The sequence below is a fragment of the Rhizobium sp. LARHSG275 genome (assembly GCF_052871115.1).
Map to the genome: position 1 here is coordinate 177607 of NZ_JBIXJN010000001.1, position 14514 is coordinate 192120.

21 protein-coding genes are annotated in these 14514 nt (G+C 61.6%); 12 read left to right on the top strand and 9 right to left on the bottom strand.

Annotated features, from left to right (window positions below; translation table 11 throughout):
• Positions 1–5: 5 nt before the first annotated feature.
• Together ACIPSK_RS00850 and ACIPSK_RS00855 are read left to right on the top strand one after the other, a co-directional pair.
• Positions 6–581 (top strand): HutD/Ves family protein, encoded by a 576-nt coding sequence (locus tag ACIPSK_RS00850; protein WP_162115224.1) that lies wholly within the window; start codon positions 6–8, stop codon positions 579–581.
• Between the two features lie 175 nt (positions 582–756).
• Entirely contained in the window at positions 757–1386 is a 630-nt protein-coding gene (locus ACIPSK_RS00855; RefSeq protein WP_026154580.1) for a J domain-containing protein, read from the top strand.
• A 20-nt stretch (positions 1387–1406) separates the two neighbouring features.
• Here the strand turns inward: ACIPSK_RS00855 and ACIPSK_RS00860 are convergent, their stop codons facing one another.
• The 3 genes from ACIPSK_RS00860 to ACIPSK_RS00870 are packed head-to-tail and all read right to left on the bottom strand — an operon-like array spanning position 1407 to position 2661.
• Complete coding sequence (locus ACIPSK_RS00860; protein WP_162115223.1) at positions 1407–2108, bottom strand: DUF899 family protein; 702 nt, start codon at positions 2106–2108, stop codon at positions 1407–1409.
• Positions 2101–2343 carry a hypothetical protein gene (locus ACIPSK_RS00865; RefSeq protein WP_210254149.1) on the bottom strand — a complete coding sequence of 81 codons (243 nt, stop codon included), beginning with the start codon at positions 2341–2343 and terminating at the stop codon, positions 2101–2103. The genes ACIPSK_RS00860 and ACIPSK_RS00865 overlap by 8 nt, the downstream gene beginning before the upstream one ends.
• Positions 2344–2400: 57 nt before the next feature.
• Positions 2401–2661 carry a DUF982 domain-containing protein gene (locus ACIPSK_RS00870; RefSeq protein WP_162115222.1) on the bottom strand — a complete coding sequence of 87 codons (261 nt, stop codon included), beginning with the start codon at positions 2659–2661 and terminating at the stop codon, positions 2401–2403.
• A 248-nt stretch (positions 2662–2909) separates the two neighbouring features.
• On the opposite strand from ACIPSK_RS00870, the gene ACIPSK_RS00875 reads away from it, so the two are divergent.
• Genes ACIPSK_RS00875 through ACIPSK_RS00885 form a run of 3 tightly spaced genes read left to right on the top strand, consistent with a single transcriptional unit; the run spans position 2910 to position 4333 of the window.
• Positions 2910–3254 carry an ArsR/SmtB family transcription factor gene (locus ACIPSK_RS00875; RefSeq protein ID WP_162115221.1) on the top strand — a complete coding sequence of 115 codons (345 nt, stop codon included), beginning with the start codon at positions 2910–2912 and terminating at the stop codon, positions 3252–3254.
• The gene (locus ACIPSK_RS00880; protein ID WP_017968254.1) at positions 3235–3720 is read left to right on the top strand and encodes an SRPBCC family protein; all 486 of its coding nucleotides are present in this window, start codon (positions 3235–3237) and stop codon (positions 3718–3720) included. The genes ACIPSK_RS00875 and ACIPSK_RS00880 overlap by 20 nt, the downstream gene beginning before the upstream one ends.
• A complete protein-coding gene (locus ACIPSK_RS00885; RefSeq protein WP_170256493.1) occupies positions 3713–4333 on the top strand; it encodes a glutathione S-transferase family protein in 621 nt (206 codons plus the stop codon). Before ACIPSK_RS00880 ends, ACIPSK_RS00885 begins: the two co-directional genes overlap by 8 nt.
• A gap of 327 nt (positions 4334–4660) precedes the next feature.
• Here the strand turns inward: ACIPSK_RS00885 and ACIPSK_RS00890 are convergent, their stop codons facing one another.
• Positions 4661–4843: a hypothetical protein gene (locus tag ACIPSK_RS00890; RefSeq protein WP_018071481.1), complete on the bottom strand. Its 183-nt coding sequence runs from the start codon at positions 4841–4843 to the stop codon at positions 4661–4663.
• Positions 4844–4913: 70 nt separating this feature from the next.
• On the opposite strand from ACIPSK_RS00890, the gene ACIPSK_RS00895 reads away from it, so the two are divergent.
• Positions 4914–5555, top strand: coding sequence for an alpha/beta hydrolase family protein (locus ACIPSK_RS00895; protein WP_162115220.1), 642 nt, complete (start codon positions 4914–4916; stop codon positions 5553–5555).
• Positions 5556–5601: 46 nt separating this feature from the next.
• On the opposite strand, the gene ACIPSK_RS00900 is transcribed toward ACIPSK_RS00895, so the two are convergent.
• The 4 genes from ACIPSK_RS00900 to pcaQ form a co-directional block, all read right to left on the bottom strand.
• Complete coding sequence (locus ACIPSK_RS00900; RefSeq protein ID WP_162115219.1) at positions 5602–6273, bottom strand: RES domain-containing protein; 672 nt, start codon at positions 6271–6273, stop codon at positions 5602–5604.
• On the bottom strand, positions 6270–6791 hold the full coding sequence (locus ACIPSK_RS00905) for an MbcA/ParS/Xre antitoxin family protein (RefSeq protein ID WP_162115218.1): 522 nt from the start codon (positions 6789–6791) through the stop codon (positions 6270–6272). The genes ACIPSK_RS00900 and ACIPSK_RS00905 overlap by 4 nt, the downstream gene beginning before the upstream one ends.
• 92 nt (positions 6792–6883) lie before the next feature.
• Positions 6884–7573: a methyltransferase family protein gene (locus ACIPSK_RS00910; RefSeq protein ID WP_162115217.1), complete on the bottom strand. Its 690-nt coding sequence runs from the start codon at positions 7571–7573 to the stop codon at positions 6884–6886.
• A 19-nt stretch (positions 7574–7592) separates the two neighbouring features.
• On the bottom strand, positions 7593–8510 hold the full coding sequence (gene pcaQ, locus ACIPSK_RS00915) for a pca operon transcription factor PcaQ (RefSeq protein WP_162115216.1): 918 nt from the start codon (positions 8508–8510) through the stop codon (positions 7593–7595).
• Between the two features lie 449 nt (positions 8511–8959).
• Between pcaQ and pcaD the strand changes: the two genes are divergently transcribed.
• From pcaD to ACIPSK_RS00945, 6 genes are all read left to right on the top strand, one after another.
• On the top strand, positions 8960–9769 hold the full coding sequence (pcaD, locus tag ACIPSK_RS00920) for a 3-oxoadipate enol-lactonase (protein WP_162115215.1): 810 nt from the start codon (positions 8960–8962) through the stop codon (positions 9767–9769).
• Positions 9766–10170, top strand: a complete 405-nt coding sequence (gene pcaC, locus ACIPSK_RS00925; protein WP_017968245.1) for a 4-carboxymuconolactone decarboxylase — start codon at positions 9766–9768, stop codon at positions 10168–10170. Before pcaD ends, pcaC begins: the two co-directional genes overlap by 4 nt.
• Before the next feature lie 9 nt (positions 10171–10179).
• On the top strand, positions 10180–10929 hold the full coding sequence (pcaH, locus tag ACIPSK_RS00930) for a protocatechuate 3,4-dioxygenase subunit beta (RefSeq protein WP_018448819.1): 750 nt from the start codon (positions 10180–10182) through the stop codon (positions 10927–10929).
• Positions 10930–10931: 2 nt separating this feature from the next.
• Positions 10932–11543 (top strand): protocatechuate 3,4-dioxygenase subunit alpha, encoded by a 612-nt coding sequence (pcaG, locus tag ACIPSK_RS00935; protein ID WP_162115214.1) that lies wholly within the window; start codon positions 10932–10934, stop codon positions 11541–11543.
• Between the two features lie 199 nt (positions 11544–11742).
• Entirely contained in the window at positions 11743–12789 is a 1047-nt protein-coding gene (locus tag ACIPSK_RS00940) for a 3-carboxy-cis,cis-muconate cycloisomerase (protein WP_162115213.1), read from the top strand.
• Positions 12790–12856: 67 nt separating this feature from the next.
• Positions 12857–13624, top strand: coding sequence for an SDR family oxidoreductase (locus ACIPSK_RS00945; RefSeq protein WP_162115212.1), 768 nt, complete (start codon positions 12857–12859; stop codon positions 13622–13624).
• A gap of 58 nt (positions 13625–13682) precedes the next feature.
• Here the strand turns inward: ACIPSK_RS00945 and ACIPSK_RS00950 are convergent, their stop codons facing one another.
• Positions 13683–14513 (bottom strand): shikimate dehydrogenase family protein, encoded by an 831-nt coding sequence (locus ACIPSK_RS00950; protein WP_162115211.1) that lies wholly within the window; start codon positions 14511–14513, stop codon positions 13683–13685.
• Position 14514 lies beyond the last annotated feature (1 nt).

A 14514-nucleotide genomic window follows, 5' to 3' on the forward strand; every position in this document is an offset into this window, starting at 1 on the left:
GCCCCGTGAGGATCCTGCGCGCCGGCGATCACAAACGCATGCCCTGGAAAAACGGCAAGGGAGAGACGGTGGAGATCGCCGTCTTTCCACCTGACGCGTCGATCAACGACTTCGACTGGCGCATCAGCATGGCGACGGTCGCAGAAGACGGCCCGTTTTCGATCTTTCCCGGCATCGACCGGACGCTGGCGATCCTTAATGGCAACGGCATGGTGCTCGATGTGGAAGGCAGATCTTCGGTGCTGCTGACAACGGCAAGCGATCCGCTGGCCTTCCCGGCGGATATCCCGGTCGCCGCCAGGCTCGAGGACGGAACGATCACCGATCTCAACGTGATGACGCGCCGTGACGGGTTTAGCCATACGCTGATCCGCATCGACGTCGATGGCAGCAAAACCGTGCCGCTGCCGCCCTCGACATGCCTGTTGCTTTGCCATCGCGGCGCATTGTCATTCCGCCGCGACGGCGAGACCGGCGCGCTTGCGGCCGGCGATGCGCTGCTGATCGACGACGCGGCTGCAACCGTGCTGGAAATCGATGGCGAAGCCAGATGTTATCTCGCTTCGGTCACTGCAGGCTGATCTTGGAACAACGAGTTGAAAACATTAAACAATCGAGGATTTGGCGAAGCGTGTGCATAAACCATCGTCCTCTCGGGCCATGGACGTCATTCCTCGTTTCGGTCTAAACTTCGCCCTTCTGATGCAGAAGAAGACCTAGACTGCCCGCAACGTGCCGGGGAGCAAGGGAGCAGGCGTGACGGATCCATACGATATTCTCGGCGTTGAACGCGATGCGGACGAGGCGCAGCTGAAGGCCGCCTATCGGCGCCTGGCGAAGGTCGCCCACCCCGATTCGGGTGGCGATTCGGAAGCCTTTGCCCATCTGCAGAAAGCGTATGGGCTGCTTCTCGATCCGGTCCGGCGCAAGGTCTACGACGATACCGGCTACGACGTCGAATTCGCCGATGCGGCCGAATTGCAGGCGCTGGTGATGATCGAGAAGCTCGTCACCGATGCAGTGCTCGACGAGCGCGCACCCGGAAGTTTCGATCCCGTCGCCGTCATGCAGGACAGTCTTTCCGAAGAACTGCGAAAGGCGCGTTTCAGCAAAAGCGAGCTGGAGCGCCACGCCTCGCGCATCGGCCTGCATCTGGAACGGCTGGAAAAGCAGTCGGGCCGCGATGTGCTCGCCCACATGTTCCGCGCCCGCATCGAAGCAATCTCCAAGGCGGTCGCGGAAACCGAGGCGAAGATCAAGGCGGCGGAACGCGCCGCCGACATGCTCTCCGGCTATGTCTACGACATCGATCCGCCGCCGCTGTCTGATGACGCGGTTACCAGCATCGAATGGGTCGAAGCCTCAAGAAACCGCTCCACCGGCTGACGGCGTAGACGCGGCTGATCTTAATAAGCCAGCTTCGGATACCAGTCCGGTGCCCGACCTTCGGGCGTCGCATCGAGCACGGTCCAGAGCGGCATCAGGTCGGGCGCGCCGCGCGGATCCTCACCGGGATCGGCCGTCACACCGCCCATCTCCTGGCTCCAGAAATGGCGGATGGTGCCGTCGCGCCGCGTGAATACGTTGAAGGCGGCGTCATCGCTGCCATCCCTGCCGATTGCGTGATAGTCGCGGCTGTAGTCGTCCGTCATGTCGGAATAAAGCGGTAGATGATGCCAGCCGCGCTCCTTCTTGAAGGCCAGCAGCCTTTCGATCGGCGAGCGGGCGACGACAGCAAGGGCGGCGCGCTGCTGGATGTCAGGCACTTCGCCGTCCCAGGCCGACAGCAGCGAGGTGCACATCGGGCACGGGCGCTCGCGTTGCGGGCCGAACATGTAGCTGTAGACGATCAGCGTATCCTTGTCGGCGAAGAGCTCGGCAAAGGAGATCGGCCCATCGCTGCCTTGGAAGCGGTAGTCTTTCGTCACCTCGCCGCCCGGCGGCAGCGCCCGGCGCTGTCTTGCCACGCGCTCGATGTGGCGGCGCAATTCGATCTCTTCGGCCAGCAGCGCGTCGCGGGCGCTGCGATACGCCTCGCTCTCATTGGGAAACCGGACGCCATTCTTGGCCGCAAGCACTGCGGCGGGGACCAGATGCTGATTATCCATAACGATATCCTCCTTCTATTGCCGCGCGTCTCAGACGCGCCAAGGACGTGCTGAAGCCACGACCGGGTCGCAGCACATCATTACAAGGACGATCGGCTGATGCGAAAATCGACAGAGCCGACGGAAAATATTCGCCCCGCGCTTTGGCCGGCTCGGCGCCCGGATCGCCAAAGTCCAGCCGATCACGATCGCGCGTTTCGAAATGCGGATCATCGAACCGGCTCATGATCCGCATCGCGCCATTCCTAGAGGACGCCGCCCCGTGAACTCATTTCACCGTCGGCTGCGAAACTCAGTGAACGGTGATCACCGGAATGCCAGCTTCGTCGGCGGCACGGATAAGCGCTGCTCGCGCGTCCTGAGCCGGAATTTCCCCATGAATTGCATTTCGGCACGCCCTAATCGCTATAAGATATTCTTTTCCGTCGTCGATCGGCCACCCAACTGTCAGCATTTCGGCAGCCTGGAAAAGGGTTGCGACAAGCTTGTATTTTTCCGACCCACTCACAACGAGCATCAGAGGGGCAAACTCTTCGGATGTGCGCCACTTCATGACATTAGGTCTCCCCACAGTAAACATATTAGTAACCGTGCAAGAACCGTTCCCGTGATCTTGGCTGGCATGCCGAAAGCTCGTTTCGGAGGTCGCATAATGGAAAGGGGAAACCTTTCTTAAAGGGCGCTCTAGTCGCCCTAGCATCAGCATGGGCACCTGTTGGCAGGGAAACGGTCGCGCAAGATTGCCTTGACACGTCGCGATAAGCGATATATCTATCCGGTTATATAGCCACACGGTGATATATGAAAAGCAGCCTCGATGCGATTTTCTCCGCACTTTCAGATCCAACGAGGAGAGCAATTCTTGGGCGGCTTGCTCACGGCAAGGCGACCGTGGCCGAACTCGCAGATCCCTTCGAGTTGTCTCAGCCTGCCATCTCAAAGCATCTCAAGGTCCTGGAACAGGCCGGATTGATCCGCTCCGGCCGTGAAGCGACTTCGCGTCCCCGCGAACTTCAGCCGGACGCGTTGAAGAAAATTTCTGATTGGATTGGCGATTATAGACGCTTCTGGGATCAGAGCTTCGATCGTCTCGATGGCTATTTGTCCAAGGTACAAGGATACGAAGATGACAAATCCGAAGACTGATACTGACAATGCTCGCGATCTGGTTTTTGTACGAAGGTTCAATGCCCCATGCGATCTCGTTTTCAGGGCATGGACCGACCCGAAAGCGCTAGCGCAATGGAGCGGTCCTCACGGTTTCAAGGCGGTGGGCGACCAGCTTGAAGTTTGGCCCGGCGGTAGACACCGCGCCTGTCTGATAGCGCCAGATGGAGAGGAGCACTGGGTTAGCGGAAAATACCTTGAGGTCGAGCCTCCGCACAGGCTTGTCTTCACACATGCCTGGGAAATCGGAACCGGCGAAACGAGCCCGGAAACGGTGGTCACGATTGCGCTAAAGGAAAGCGACGGAGGCACGGAAATGACGTTTCGGCAAAGTGGATTTGAAAGCGCATCGTCACTTGAGGGTCATGAAGGTGGTTGGTCGCAAAGCTTCGAGCGACTTGGCGTTTTTCTGGGGGCTGAATCCGAAAGGCCGGACCATGAATAAGGCGGCGATGAAGCTTTACTATTGCGAGACGCTCAATCCTCGGAAGGCCTGCGCCGCTGCCCGTTTTCTTAAAGCCGACGTGGAGTTCATAAGGATTGACCTGGCAAGCGGAGAACAGCGCACCACTGAATTCCTGGCTCTTAACCCGAACGGGAAAGTCCCTGTGCTGCAGGATGATGGCGGAACCTTGTGGGAAGCGAATGCCATCATGTGCCGGTTGTCTGACAGAGTCGCCTCGGATTTCTGGCCGCATGACCACCGGCAGATCGACGTCCTCCGGTGGCTGAGCTGGGACGCCAGTCATTTCACCCGGCACGGGGCAACACTGTGGTTTGAAACCTTGATCAAGCCGTTGTTCGGCGGAGAGCCTGACGTCGCCGTGATCGAAGATGCGAAGACGAGCTTCCGACTCCATGCTCGCGTGCTCGACGACCATTTGGCCACGAACATCGTCGCGGTCGGAAAGACACTGACTATCGCAGATTTTGCATTGGCCGCTGCACTTCCTTATGCGACTTCTGCTGAGATTCCACTTTCCGAGTTCAGGCATATACAGGCGTGGTACGAACGGCTTGAACAACTAGATGCGTGGCGAAACCCCTTCCCGGCCTAAAAAGGTGCGGCCGTCTCCGCTTGGCTGGCGTGTCTGCTTCGCCGGTATTTTCTAACTAATCCGCTTCACGGGGCCTCGCTTCTCCGCCGCTGGAATCCCTTCCCCCGTCAAACGACGAGACGAAAGCGGCGGTATGCGCAAGGGCTGCAAAGCAAAAAGGGCGCTCGACCCTTGCGGGGAGCGCCCTTATCCTGTCGGACAACGAACAATTCGACGACGTCGATACCGCGCGCGTCCATTTTTCAGGCAGGACGGGTATATGGACCCTTCCCGCCGGGGTTTCAAGAGGCTGTTCAGCGGTTCTACACTATAATCGACCGTAGTCGATCAGGAGGCGACCCCGGTGATCGGATTGACCACAGGTCGTTCGCTTTTGTCCCTGACCCCAGCCGGCTGCACCGCCGGCGGCGCCATCGATTCTGCGTCTGCGGGCTCCGGCTTCTCGGGAACGGCGCCGACATCTTTTGGGCGCCGCTGCTCGGGCTTTACGTTTTGATCATTCGTCGACATTGTCGGTCTCCTTTCCAGGAAGAAGTCACGGCCGTCGACATGGTTCCGGCGACGGGATGGAGGATTACCGATGCTTGACAGGTTTTTGCTGCTGGGGCCTGAGGATGCGCGCTTCACGATCCTTCTGGCGCATGGCGCCGGCGCACCGATGGATTCCGCATCGATGACAGCAGCGGCAAATGCACTCGCCGGCGTTGGCTTCCGTGTGGCCCGCTTCGAATTCGCCTATATGGCCGCCCGCCGCAGCTCGGAAGGCCGCAAGCCGCCGCCGCGCGCCGAAACGCTCAATCCCGAATATGAGGCGGCCATCGCCGAGCTTGGCGCCAGCAGCCCACTGATCATCGGTGGCAAGTCGATGGGCGGCCGGGTCGCCAGCATGGTCGCCGACGATCTCTATCGTCGGGGGAAGATCGCCGGCCTGCTCTGCCTCGGTTATCCCTTCCATCCGCCCGGCCAGCCGGAGAAGCTGCGCACCCGCCATCTCACAGGGCTGACGACGCCCGCCCTGATCTGCCAGGGAACGCGCGACGAATTCGGCACGCGTGACGAGGTGCCGGGCTACGATCTCTCCGACAGGATCGAGATCCTCTGGCTGGAGGATGGCGACCACGACCTCAAGCCGCGCAAGGCGATCTCCGGTTTCTCCAGTGCCGATCACCTCGCCACGATGGCGACGGCGGTGAAGGCATGGGCCGAACGACTGCCGCTTTGAGAATCACCCATATCCCCAGCGCGGCAGACACCTGCGGCTGCCATTGTCAGGCTGCGAGCTTCCTGACATCGATGCGTCGGTCGGTGGCGGAAACGGTGATTTCGAAGTGGTCGGCCTGCACCACGCCCTGAATATTGCGCGGCCGGTGGGCGACGATGGCCACTCCGCCTTTCAGCCGGACACTATCATAGAGGATACCGGCGCCGCCGCTCGATCGGACCTCTTCCCCCAGCACCTGCGACGCCGCATAGCTGGTGCCATCATAGATATCGGGCCGCAGCCTCTCTTCACCGCGAATGTCGAGGTAATCACCAATCAGATCGGCCGCGTAGCTTCGATAGGTGCGCGCCATCGTCGCCACGCTGCGCGCGACAGCTTCGCGCCTGAGATGATGGCCAACCTCCGCGGCGGCGGTTCTGAGATCGTCAGCGGCATACCAGGCGCCGAGATCAGGGCCGTTGAAGCGCATTCCTCCCGGCGCGACATGCAGGAATGCCGCCATGACGATGCTGGCATTGGCAACGCCATAAACCCATTGGTCTTCGGGAAGCCGTTGGATGCGGTCTGCGACGAGACGGTCGTTGGTCCAGCCGACGAGCTCCATGACGGCTTCGAGATCGGCCGCCCGCGTCACCGTCTCAAAAAGCCCGATTGGCGGAAATTGCGACGGGATCAGCCGGTACGATGGACGCGGCGCCTGGGCAAAACGATCCCTCACCGGAAGACGATGTCCGCGTCTTCGTAAGGCGTGAACGCTTCGTCGAGCATATTCGGCTGCATGTAGAGACCGCCGCGGGCGCCGTCGAGAAACCGGCGGACGGTCATCAGCCCGTCCTGGGTCCCGTTCGTCACGATATCAAGCGGCGGATGGCCGCCGAAAACCGGGGCCTGATGCGGCGTCCGCAGCCAGGCGACGCCGGCGTGTTCATCGGAAAACAGCACGCCGAGCGCCTGATGGATGCCGAGCACAGCCGAGATGCGGGTTAGCGTATCGACATCGAGCGTGAACGCGCCGTGCTCGCGCGCCTGTTTGGCCCAATTGTGGTAGGTCGACCGAGAGGGATAACCGAGCACGAGCAGACGCTGCTCTTCCGTCAGTCCCCAGAGATCGGCGATCGCCAGAAAGGTTCGCAATGCCGGGGCGCTGAGCCTCCTGCGATTTGCCGGAGCAAACCGCTCCATTTCCAGCCGCTGTGGCCCCTGGCCCTCCCGTTGCTCCCGTCGTGCATGCTGCATAAAGGCCTCCTGTCTTGAATTAGATATAGTCCAAATCTGGGCATGCATCAAGCAAATTTAAAGAGCTGGCCCTGCGACCGCCGGCTTAGCCGTCACCATAGTCCCGGCAGCAGCCGGTAGCGGACCTTGCGGCGGTATTCGGCGTAACCCGGCAGGTCTCTGGTCAGATGTTTCTCCTCATCCAGCAGCCGCGCAGCAAGTCCGCCAAAAGCAGGAGGGATGGCAAGCAGGCCCCAATAGGAGCCGAGCGATAGCGGCATGCCCGAGAAGAGCACCAGCGCCGCCGCATACATCGGATGGCGCACGATGCTGTAGAGCCCGCTGGAAATGACCCGTTGATCCCTCTGGATCTCGACTGCCGCCGAGGCGAAGCTGTTCTGACGCAGGACGAGGAAGCAGCCGTAAAAACCGGCCGCGACCAGGAGATTGCCGAATATCACCATCGACACCGGAACGGCCGACCAGCCGAACCGATGATCGAGGGCCGAGCCGATGAAGAGCGCAATCAGCGCGACACTGTTGAAAAGCTGAATACGCTTTTGCGCCGGTAGCCGCTCCGCGCCCGGCCCGACATGCAACCGCTGTTCCAGCAAAGCGCGGTCATACTTCAGGAAATAGGCTGTCGTCGCGATGATCCAGCCGCAAAAATTGAGAAGGAACAGCCAGCCCTGCCAATAAGTCAGCGAGCCCGCCGCAACGAAGATCATCACCGCCAGCACCACGACGAATTTCACCGACGCTTCCGTCGCCCGCCTGCCCAGATCCTTGTTCTGACTCTCCATCGGTCCGACCTCCGTTACCTCAGGAAACCTCGCCTGCCGCCTCGCGGATCGTCTGCATCAGGATCGATTGCGGCAGAGACTGAACCGCATCGGCGCGCATCGTCAACCCGACCGGCCCCCTGGTCTCGCCGGTATCGACCGGCAGAAGCGCCAGCCGCCCGTCGGCGACATCGGAGGCCACCACGCCGTTGGAAATGATCCAGATCGCATCGCTCGCTCGCAGGAAAGCGCGGCCGAAGGAATCCGACACCGTCTCGATCTGGTTCGGCAGGCTGGAGACGCCGTTGGCGATGAGGAAATTTTCAACTACGGGCCGGATGATCGAACCCCGCGTCGGCATCAGCACCGTATAGTTACCGAAGCTGGCAAAGAGCGATTGCCTGCCGTCGAGCAGCGGATGGCCGGCGCGCACGGCAAACACCACCTGTTCGGAATAAAGATGCTCAAAGGAAAAACCCGCCATCTTCTCGGCGCCTGCTAAGCGCCCGACGACGATATCGAGATCGCCGACGCGAAGCTGCTCCAGGAGCACTGCGTTCTCGCCGGTGACGATCTTCACCCGGCTCCAGGTCTTCTCCTTGAGGAAGAGTTCCATCGCCCGCGGCATGATGCGCGATGAAACCGTCGGCAGCGCACCGATCCGGATCGGCGGCGCATCGGAAAACTGCTCCTGCGAGACGGAATCGAGACCCTGTCGAAGCGCCGTCAGCGCAGCGCCAGCGTGCCGCAGGAAGACCTCGCCGTAGCGGGTGATCTTGATGCCGCGGCCGTCGCGCTCGAAAACATCGACGCCCAGCACCTGTTCCAGTTCGCGGATCGTTTTGGTGATTGCCGGCTGGCTGACATGCAGCAATTCGGCGGCCTTCATGACGCTCTTCTGCCGCGCCACCTCGACAAAGGTTTGCAGATGGCGGAACTTGACCCGGCTGTCGATCATCGTTCGCATAACTCCAGGGTTATTGAAAAGCCAATAAATATCATTTTACTTAACCGGATCAACCAGTCTATTCCAGCCGGAAGCTACCTGTCCCGTTGGAGGGCGGCGAGAACTCTAAAATTTTGAAGCGCGCATCATTCTTTGTGAAATCCTCTATAATCCAGGGAGGCTCAGTGAAGCACCGGATGCGGTGTGCCTCGATAGGCCGGGCAAGTTTGGCAAGAGGGCTAACCCCACTCTCCGTCATCCTCGGGCTTGACCCGAGGATCCATGCCCGCTGCTGCTGGTGGATGCGTTGTGGATGCTCGGGTCAAGCCCGAGCATGACGGAGGGTGAGGCAGGCGGGAGGAGCCATTCATGGCGCAGACGCCTGAGTCAGGAATGCCGTCCGTCAGTTAAACCAAATGCCGGTCCTCCGGCTGAACTGATTTGATGAGGAGGAGAGTGACGTGCAGTTCGCCCGCATAAACGACGTGACGATCCATTATCAGGTCATCGGTGCCCCTGCCGACAGGCCGGTTATCGTCTTCACCAATTCGCTGGGCACGGATTTCCGCATCTGGCGCGACGTCGTGGTGCGGCTCGCCGGCGAATTCGCCATCGTGCTTTACGACAAGCGCGGCCACGGCCTTTCCGATGTCGGCCAGCTCCCCTCATCGATTGAGGACCATGCGACGGATCTCGCCGGCCTGCTCGATCTGCTGTCGGTCAAGGATGCCGTCATCTGCGGCCTCTCAGTCGGCGGCCTCATCACCCAGTCACTCTATCACCGCCGGCCGGATCTGGTCCGCGCGCTGATCCTCTGCGACACCGCCCACAAGATCGGCACGGCGGAGAGCTGGAACGCCCGAATCGCCGCCGTCGAGCAAAACGGCATCGGCAGCATCGTCGACGCCATCATGGAACGCTGGTTCACGCCCGCCTTCCGGCGGCCCGAGAGCACCGCCTATGCCGGCTATTGCAACATGCTGACGCGCCAGTCCGTCGAGGGCTATCTCGCCGCCTGCGCCGCGATCCGCGATGCCGATTTCACCGAAATCGCAAGGACGATCACTGTCCCGACGATCTGCATCGTCGGCGACCAGGATGGCTCGACGCCGCCCGATCTTGTGCTTTCGACTGCGAAGCTGATATCAGGCGCGCGTTACGAGGTTATCCCTGATTGCGCGCACATTCCCTGCGTCGAGCAGCCGGAGGCGCTGACGGCGATCATCCGCGCCTTCCTCACATCCATTCCGTCTGGAGAAGTCAGCCCATGAATGAGACCGCGTCCTCCTCCGAGCGCTATCGGCAGGGCATGGCGACCCGCCGCGCCGTGCTCGGCGACGCCCATGTCGACCGCGCCGCCACCGCGTCGACGGAGTTCGACCGCCCTTTCCAGGAGTTGATCACCGAAGCCGCCTGGGGCCATGTCTGGTCGCGCCCGGCGCTGACCAAGCGCGAGCGCTCGATCGTCACGATCGCTCTGCTTGCCGCGCTTGGCCAGGACGACGAGGTTGCCATGCATGTGCGCGCCACCGCCAATACGGGGGCGACCCGCGAGGATATCTGCGAGGCGCTGCTGCATGTGGCGATCTATGCCGGCGTTCCCGCCGCCAATCACGCGATCAAGATCGCAAAACAGGCTTTTGAACAGATGGACGCCGAAAAGGCGGCCTGAGGGAGGAACATGTCCGAACGACCGAACCGCAAGCCCGAGACCGGCGGCTTCTTCGCCCGCGACCGCGCCTGGCATGCGCCGGCGCTGACCCCCGGCTACAAGACCTCCGTGCTGCGCGCGCCACAGCGCGCACTGCTGTCGCTCGACGGCACGATTTCCGAAACCACCGGTCCGGTCTTCGGCCATTCGATGATCGGCGAACTCGACAACGACCTGATCCTGAACTACGCGCAGCCCGGCGAAAGCGCCATCGGCGAACGCATCATCGTCCATGGCCGCGTGCTCGACGAGCGCGCCAGGCCGGTTGCCGGCGCCTTGGTCGAGTTCTGGCAGGCCAATGCCGGCGGCCGCTATCGCCACAAGAAGGAGACCTATCTGGCGGCGATCGACCCGAATTTCGGCGGCTGCGGTCGCGCCATCACCGACGAGGACGGCCGCTACCATTTCCGCACCATCCGTCCCGGCGCCTATCCGTGGCCGAACGGCATCAACGACTGGCGTCCTGCCCATATCCATTTTTCGATCTTCGGCCATGGCTTTGCCCAACGCCTGATCACCCAGATGTATTTCGAGGGCGACCCGATGATCTGGAAATGTCCGATCGTCGGCACGATCCCCGACAAGGCGGCGATCGAGCAGCTGATCGCGCCGCTCGACTGGGGCAACACCATCCCGATGGATTCACGCGCCTATAAGTTCGATATCGTGCTGCGCGGCCGCCGCTCGACGATGTTCGAAAACAGACTGGAGGGTAACTGACCATGCAGCAGCTCGGCTACCTCAAGGAAACCCCGTCGCAAACGGCCGGCCCCTATGTGCATATCGGCCTGACGCCGAATTTCTGCGACATAACGGGCGTCTACGACACCGATCTCGGCACCGAGATGGTCAACGACAAGACGCTCGGCGAGCGTATCACCGTCACCGGCCGGATCTTCGACGGTGCCGGCGCACTGGTGCGCGATGCGGTCATCGAGATCTGGCAAGCCGACAGCTCCGGCCTCTACAACAGCCCGTCGGAAATGCGCGGCGCCGCCGATCCCAATTTCACCGGCTGGGGCCGCTGCCCGACCCGTGCTGAAGACGGCGTCTACAGCTTCGAGAGCGTCAAGCCCGGCCGCGTTCCCTTCAAGGACGGCCGCAGACAAGCCCCGCACATCACTTTCTGGATCGTCGCCCGCGGCATCAATATCGGCCTGCATACGCGCATGTATTTTCCGGAGGAGACGGAGGCCAATGCCGCCGACCCGCTGCTTTCCCGCATCGAACATCGCGAGCGCGTCGCAACGATGGTCGCCACCCGCGACGGCGCGACCTGTCATTTCGACATCCACCTGCAGGGCCCGAAGGAAACGCTGTTTCTCGATATCTGAGGGCATGGTGGCGGCTTGTTTGCCGCCCACTGTGCAAGTAGCCTCCCTTCACCCTGCCCTCTCACCAAGGGGAGAGGGACGTGCCCACGCGAGATCACCTGTCCATAAATCGCGGACGCCGCCTCGAGTCCCTTCTCCCCAGTGGGGAGAAGGTGGCGGCAGCCGGATGAGGGGGCCGCCACCACAAACCGAGACGATCATGACCGCATCGCCCTTCGACCACCCCTTCCTTTCCAGCCTGCTCGGCGACGATGAAATCGCGCCCTATGTCTCCGCCGAGGCGGATATACGGGCCATGCTCTCCTTCGAGGCCGCGCTCGCCAAGGCTGAAGCCGCTCACGGCCTCATTCCTGCCGAAGCCGCAAGGCGCATCGCTGACACCTGCGCCGCCTTCTCGTCGGATATGTCCAGTCTTCGATCGGCAACGGCAAGGGACGGTGTCGTCGTTCCCGATCTCATCAAGCAGCTCCGCGCCGATGTCGGCGAGGAAGCGGCAAAAAGCCTGCATCTCGGCGCCACCAGCCAGGATGTCATCGATACCAGCCTGATGATCCGCCTGAAGACCGTCGTCTTCCTGTTTGCCGGTCGGCTTTCCACCATTGCCGCACGGCTCGATGCGCTGGACCGCCAGTTCGGCCGGAACCGGCTGATGGGTCACACACGTATGCAGGCGGCGATCCCGATTACTGTTGCTGATCGCCTCAACGCGTGGCTCGCACCGTTGACGACCTATCGCGATCGCCTGACCGAGCAGAGTTTTCCCGTCCAGTTCGGTGGTGCGGCCGGCACCCTGGACAAGCTCGGATCGCAGGCCGCAGCCATCCGCGCTTCGCTCGCCCAGGAACTCGGCCTCACCGATGCATCGCAATGGCAGAGCGGGCGTCTGCCGATCGCCGATATTGCCGGCCTGTTTGCGTCGATATCGGGCAGTCTCGGCAAGATGGGGCAGGATATCGCACTGCTTGCCCAGGCCGGTGACGAGATCGAAATTTCAGGCGGCGGCACCTCGTCGGCCATGGCACACAAGCAAAACCCCGTTTCCGCCGAAGTCCTCGTCTCGCTCGCCCGCTTCAACGCCACGGCGCTCTCGGGCATCCATCATTCCTTCGTCCATGAACAGGAACGCTCCGGCGCTGCCTGGACGCTCGAATGGCTGCTGCTGCCGCAAATGACGATGGCGACCGCCGCCAGCCTGCGGCTCGCTGGGGAGCTTGCAGGAAATATCCAGAGGCTTGGAACGGCCTGATCCGGCACCTTTGCATGTAATGCCGGAAACCGGCTATGCACAGTGCAATGAAATCAGGAGCAGCCCCGTGACCTTTCCCCTCTTCGATCTCTCGGGCCGTCGTGCCCTCGTCACCGGCTCCAGTCAGGGCATCGGCCGCGCATTGGCGGTCGGGCTTGCCGAGCATGGCGCTTCGATCATCATCAACGGCCGCAACGCGCAGAAGGCGGAGGCCACCGCCGAGGATATTCGTCGCAGCCATCGCCATGCGGTCAGCGCCGCCTTCGACGTCACCGATGCGGAGGCCAGCCGCACCGCCATCGCCTATATCGAGGCGGAGATCGGCCCGATCGACATCCTCGTCAACAATGCCGGCATGCAGTTTCGCACACCGTTGGAGAACTTCCCGGTCGACAAGTGGGACGAGATCTTCAAGACCAATGTCTCCAGCCTGTTCTATGTCAGCCAGCCGGTCGCCCAGGCGATGATATCGCGCGGCTGCGACAAGATCATCAACATCGCCTCCGTCCAGGCCGAACTCGCCCGTCCCGGTATCGCGCCCTATACCGCGACCAAAGGCGCGGTGAAGAACCTCACGCGCGGCATGGCCACCGACTGGGCGAAATACGGCCTGCAGGTCAATGCGATCGCGCCCGGCTATTTCCGCACGCCGCTCAACCAGGCGCTTGTCGACGATCCGAAATTTTCTGGCTGGCTGGAAACCCGCACGCCGGCGGGCCGCTGGGGCGAGGTCAAGGAGCTCGTCGGCGCCGCCGTCTTCCTCGCCTCGGATGCCTCTTCCTTCGTCAACGGCCATATGCTGACGGTCGATGGCGGCATCACCGCCTCGCTCTAGAACAGGATGTCGTCCGAAAAACCGCTCACACTTTTCGGCATCATGCTCTGAATTCGGATCATCCGAGTTTGGCGATGGCACGGAGATTGTCGGCCGTCGTCGTCGGGAATTCGAAGAATTCGAGATAGGCGGGGATCTGTTCGAACAACATGTCCGTCCCCACCTGAAATGCGCAGCCGCGCGCCCGCACGGCCTCAAGAAAAGGGGTTATCTCCTTCGTCAACACGACTTCGCCGACGAAGGTCGATGGCGAGATGCGGTCGATATCGATCGGCAGCGGGTCACCTCGCCGCATGCCGAGAGGCGTCGCATTGACGACAATGTCGAAACCTTCAGGATCGGCGGAGCCGACCGTCACTTCAAGATGCGGATAATATTTCTTCAGCCTGTCCAGCAGCGCGGTCGCGGTCGTCTGGTTGGCATCGAAGATGGCGAGGTGGTCCACACCCGCCTGTGCCAATGACGCGGCGATCGCCGAGCCGACGCCGCCGGCGCCCGCAATGAGCGCATGGGCTCCTTCAACCTTTTTACCCTTGCGCAACACGCCGCGAACGAAGCCCTCGCCATCGAACATGTCACCGATCAGCCTGCCGTCCGAACCGAGACGCACTGCATTGCACGAGCCGGCGACTTTTGCGTTGGTCGATGTTTCGTCGAGCAGTGCCATTGTCGAAACCTTGTGCGGCATCGTGATCAGAGCACCGTGGATGTTGGACAACCGGAACAGAAGCTTCAGAAATGCCGGATAATCCTCCGGCCTGCAGCCCATCGGCACGACGACGGCATCAATTCCGTTCTTCTGAAAGTACGGATTGTAGATCAGCGGGGCCTTGAAGGACTCCGTGGGATAGCCGAGGTGAGCGATGAGTTTGGTCGTCCCGGTGATCATG

Coding starts and splice junctions, on each gene's coding strand:
- ACIPSK_RS00860 (WP_162115223.1), bottom strand. CDS start 2,108: ATGGATAATCAGCATCTGGTCCCCGCCGCAGTGCTTGCGGCCAAGAAT.
- ACIPSK_RS00865 (WP_210254149.1), bottom strand. CDS start 2,343: ATGCGGATCATGAGCCGGTTCGATGATCCGCATTTCGAAACGCGCGAT.
- ACIPSK_RS00870 (WP_162115222.1), bottom strand. CDS start 2,661: ATGAAGTGGCGCACATCCGAAGAGTTTGCCCCTCTGATGCTCGTTGTG.
- ACIPSK_RS00875 (WP_162115221.1), top strand. CDS start 2,910: ATGAAAAGCAGCCTCGATGCGATTTTCTCCGCACTTTCAGATCCAACG.
- ACIPSK_RS00880 (WP_017968254.1), top strand. CDS start 3,235: ATGACAAATCCGAAGACTGATACTGACAATGCTCGCGATCTGGTTTTT.
- ACIPSK_RS00885 (WP_170256493.1), top strand. CDS start 3,713: ATGAATAAGGCGGCGATGAAGCTTTACTATTGCGAGACGCTCAATCCT.
- ACIPSK_RS00890 (WP_018071481.1), bottom strand. CDS start 4,843: ATGTCGACGAATGATCAAAACGTAAAGCCCGAGCAGCGGCGCCCAAAA.
- ACIPSK_RS00895 (WP_162115220.1), top strand. CDS start 4,914: ATGCTTGACAGGTTTTTGCTGCTGGGGCCTGAGGATGCGCGCTTCACG.
- ACIPSK_RS00905 (WP_162115218.1), bottom strand. CDS start 6,791: ATGCAGCATGCACGACGGGAGCAACGGGAGGGCCAGGGGCCACAGCGG.
- ACIPSK_RS00910 (WP_162115217.1), bottom strand. CDS start 7,573: ATGGAGAGTCAGAACAAGGATCTGGGCAGGCGGGCGACGGAAGCGTCG.
- pcaQ (WP_162115216.1), bottom strand. CDS start 8,510: ATGATCGACAGCCGGGTCAAGTTCCGCCATCTGCAAACCTTTGTCGAG.
- pcaC (WP_017968245.1), top strand. CDS start 9,766: ATGAATGAGACCGCGTCCTCCTCCGAGCGCTATCGGCAGGGCATGGCG.
- pcaH (WP_018448819.1), top strand. CDS start 10,180: ATGTCCGAACGACCGAACCGCAAGCCCGAGACCGGCGGCTTCTTCGCC.
- pcaG (WP_162115214.1), top strand. CDS start 10,932: ATGCAGCAGCTCGGCTACCTCAAGGAAACCCCGTCGCAAACGGCCGGC.
- ACIPSK_RS00940 (WP_162115213.1), top strand. CDS start 11,743: ATGACCGCATCGCCCTTCGACCACCCCTTCCTTTCCAGCCTGCTCGGC.
- ACIPSK_RS00950 (WP_162115211.1), bottom strand. CDS start 14,513: ATGATCACCGGGACGACCAAACTCATCGCTCACCTCGGCTATCCCACG.